This window comes from Streptomyces sp. SM1, assembly GCF_002910825.1.
GTDB classification, from domain to species: domain Bacteria; phylum Actinomycetota; class Actinomycetes; order Streptomycetales; family Streptomycetaceae; genus Streptomyces; species Streptomyces okerensis.
This window is the reverse complement of sequence record NZ_NEUB01000524.1, coordinates 1-3308: the sequence shown is the minus strand read 5'-3', so window position 1 is coordinate 3308 and position 3308 is coordinate 1. Positions and strand designations below refer to the sequence as shown.

3 protein-coding genes are annotated in these 3308 nt (G+C 74.4%); 2 read left to right on the top strand and 1 reads right to left on the bottom strand.

The genetic code is table 11. The features are described 5' to 3' along the window. On the bottom strand, nucleotides 1–1403 hold a 1403-nt coding region (locus tag B9S61_RS12800), incomplete at its 3' end, for a tetratricopeptide repeat protein (protein ID WP_103542363.1). A 110-nt stretch (nucleotides 1404–1513) separates the two neighbouring features. Here B9S61_RS12800 and B9S61_RS12795 point away from each other — a divergent pair. Together B9S61_RS12795 and B9S61_RS12790 are read left to right on the top strand one after the other, a co-directional pair. Further along, complete coding sequence (locus B9S61_RS12795; RefSeq protein WP_103542362.1) at nucleotides 1514–2923, top strand: FAD-binding oxidoreductase; 1410 nt, start codon at nucleotides 1514–1516, stop codon at nucleotides 2921–2923. Between the two features lie 113 nt (nucleotides 2924–3036). After that, a partial coding sequence (locus B9S61_RS12790; RefSeq protein WP_146064814.1) for a DUF2510 domain-containing protein occupies nucleotides 3037–3308 on the top strand: 272 nt, incomplete at its 3' end.

Sequence of the window (3308 nt, the reverse complement as noted above, 5' to 3'; positions counted from 1 at the left end):
GGCTCAGGTCCTGCCTGGACGGACGGCTCACCCAGTTCCCCGAGCGCCCGCTTCGCCCGCGGCGCGTGCAGCGGTGAGAACCACGGGTTGATCCGAAGGGCCTCCGTCAGGTGCCGCCGCGCCGCCCCGTACCGCTCCAGCGACCGCTCGGTCATCCCCCGGTGGAACACGTACAGCGCACTGCGCACACCCCCGCCCTCCGTCCCCTCCGTCGCCCGCACGGCGAACGGCAGCGCCTCCTCGTCCCGCCCGGCCCGGTGCAGCGCCCACCCCAGCGCGTCCGCCACCTCCGTCGACGGCTGCCGCTCCCACTCCCTCCGGAGCCGCCGCACGGCCTCGGCCGCGTCCCCGTGATCCGCCTCGAACCGCCCCAGCACCAGCTCCTCGTCCGCCCCGTGCCCGGCGGCCAGCCGCACCCGCTCCCGCAGCACCCCGTACTGCACCCCCGCCGCCTGCTTCAGCCCCAGCGACTCGTACAGCTCGCCCAGCTCCAGCGCGTACTCCGGCCGGGGCTGCTTCGCCAGCGCCGCCCGGTACGCGCTCAGCGCCTCCGTCGTCCGCCCCAGCGACGCCAGCGCCCTGCCCTGCCCCGCCTGCGCCGCCCGCTGATCGGGGTCGGTCCGCACCGCCTCCCGGAAGTGCCGCAACGCGTCCTCCCGGTCGCCGCGCTCCCAGGCGAGCTGCCCGGCCCGCTCCAGATACGCCGCCCGCTCGGCCGGCTTCCCGGCCGCCGACACCGCGTCCGCGAGCTTCGCCGCCGCGTCCTCCCGCCAGCCCCGGTCCCGGTACACGGCAGCCGCCCGCGCCATCACCGCGGGGCCGTCGCGCAGCGCGGTGAGTCTCTCCAGCAGCCTGCCCGTCTCCTCGTCGTCCCCGAGCCCCGCCGACGCCTCGATCAGCGGCGGATACGTCGTCCACCGCTTCGGCTCCAGTTTCCGCGCCGCCTCGCCCCACTCGCGCGCCCGGGGGAAGTCCCGCCGCGCGTTGGCGAGCGCCGCGAGTCCCCGCAGCGCCGGGGCGTTGCCCTCCGGCCGTACCTTCAGCGAGGTGCGCAGCGCCTTCTCGGCGCGCCGCCAGTACGCCGGGTCGGCCAGCCGCAGCCCCTGTTCCACCCGGGCCGACCCGAGCACCGCCCACGCCAGGGCGTCCTTCGGGTGCCGCCTCAGACGCCGTTCCCGCTCCGCGGCCAGTGCCTCCAGGTCGGGCAGCGCGGCGGGCACCCCGCTGCCGACGGCCGCCAGCGCCCGCGCCTCGGGAGTCGGCGCGAGCGGCGTTCCCCGGTCCCACGGCAGCAGCACCAGAACCCCGCCGATCACCGTGGATCCGGCGGCCGAGGCGAGCAGCGCCCGCCGAAGGCCCCGGCGGCCCCGCCGGCGGGGCGGCTCAGATGGCTTGTCGTCCATGACGCCCACTGTGCGTCACCCGCCGTGTACGTACGATGATCACACTCCGATATGACGCGGCTGCCGTACGCGGGGTTCACACCGATGGTCCTGGCTGCGACGCTGTGATCATGAGCGGTATCGAAACGCGACGCGACGCAGACACGGTGGCGACCGGCCCTCTCGTCGACCGGCTGCTCGACGGCCTGCCCGTGGACGCCGTCCTCACCGACCCCGACATCACGGCCTCCTACGCCCACGACATGGCGAGCTTCTGCCCGGCCGGCAGCCCGGCGGTGGTGGTCCTGCCGCGCACGGTCGAACAGGTGCAGCACGTCATGCGCACCGCCACCGCACTGCGCGTACCGGTCGTCCCGCAGGGCGCCCGCACCGGACTGTCCGGCGCCGCCAACGCCACCGACGGCTGCGTCGTGCTCTCCCTGACCAGGATGGACCGCATCCTGGAGATCAGCCCGGTCGACCGGATCGCCGTCGTCGAACCCGGCGTCGTCAACGCGGCGCTCTCCCGCGCCGTCGGCGGGCACGGGCTCGCCTACCCGCCGGACCCCTCCAGCTGGGAGACGTGCACCATCGGCGGCAACATCGGCACCGCGTCGGGCGGTCTGTGCTGCGTCAAGTACGGCGTGACGGCCGAGTACGTCCTCGGACTGGACGTCGTCCTCGCCGACGGCCGCCTGATGTCCACCGGCCGCCGCACCGCCAAGGGCGTCGCCGGATACGACCTGACCCGTCTCTTCGTCGGCTCCGAGGGCTCCCTCGGCATTGTCGTCCGCGCGGTCCTCGCCCTGCGGCCCAAGCCGCCCGGGCAGCTGGTGCTGGCCGCCGAGTTCTCCTCCGGCGCCGCCGCCTGCGACGCCGTGTGCCGCATCATGGCCGGCGGCCACGTCCCCTCACTCCTCGAACTCATGGACCGTACGACGGTCAAGGCCGTCAACGACACGGCCCGCATGGGCCTGCCGGAGTCCACCGAGGCGCTGCTGATGGCCGCCTTCGACACCACCGACCCGGCGGCGGACCTCGCCGCCGTCGGCGCGCTGTGCGAGGCCGCCGGCGCCACCGGGGTCGTCCCGGCCGAGGACGCCGCGGAGTCCGAACTGCTGCTCCAGGCACGGCGGATGTCCCTGGTCGCGCTGGAAGCGGTCAAGGGCGCCACGATGATCGACGACGTGTGCGTGCCCCGCTCCAGGCTCGGCGAGTTCCTCGACGGCGTCGAGCGGATCTCCGAGAAGTACCGGCTGACCATCGGCGTCGTCGCGCACGCCGGCGACGGCAACACCCACCCGACGGTCTGCTTCGACGCCACCGACCCGGAGGAGTCGCGGCGGGCCCGGGAGTCCTTCGACGAGATCATGGCGCTCGGTCTGGAACTCGGCGGCACCATCACCGGCGAACACGGCGTGGGCGTGCTGAAGAAGGAGTGGCTGGCGCGCGAACTCGGACCCGTGGGCCTGGAGATGCAGCGGTCCGTCAAGAAGGTCTTCGATCCGCTCGGCATTCTCAACCCGGGCAAGCTCTTCTGACCAAGAAGGTGCCCGAAAGGGGTGGGGTCCGGCCGGACGGGCGGTCAGGCCGCCGCCCGTCTGATAGATGTGGTCACCCCGACCCACCCATCGAGCAGATACGGGACGACGGAATGAGTGCCCCAACCCCGGCCCCCGGTGACGACAGGCCCCGCGAAGGGTACTACCCGGACCCGTCCATTCCCGGATATGTCCGGTACTGGAACGGTGCCTCCTGGGTACCGGGCACGAGCCGTCCGGCCCCGGGGGACGGCGAACCGCTCGCGGCGCCGTCCGGTGCGGGCCCCGCGCTGCCCTCCGTCGAGGAGACCGGACCGCACTTCTTCGACGAGGACCCGGCGGACCGACCGGCCTTCCCGTCCCCGGCCCCCGAGCCGTCCCCGGC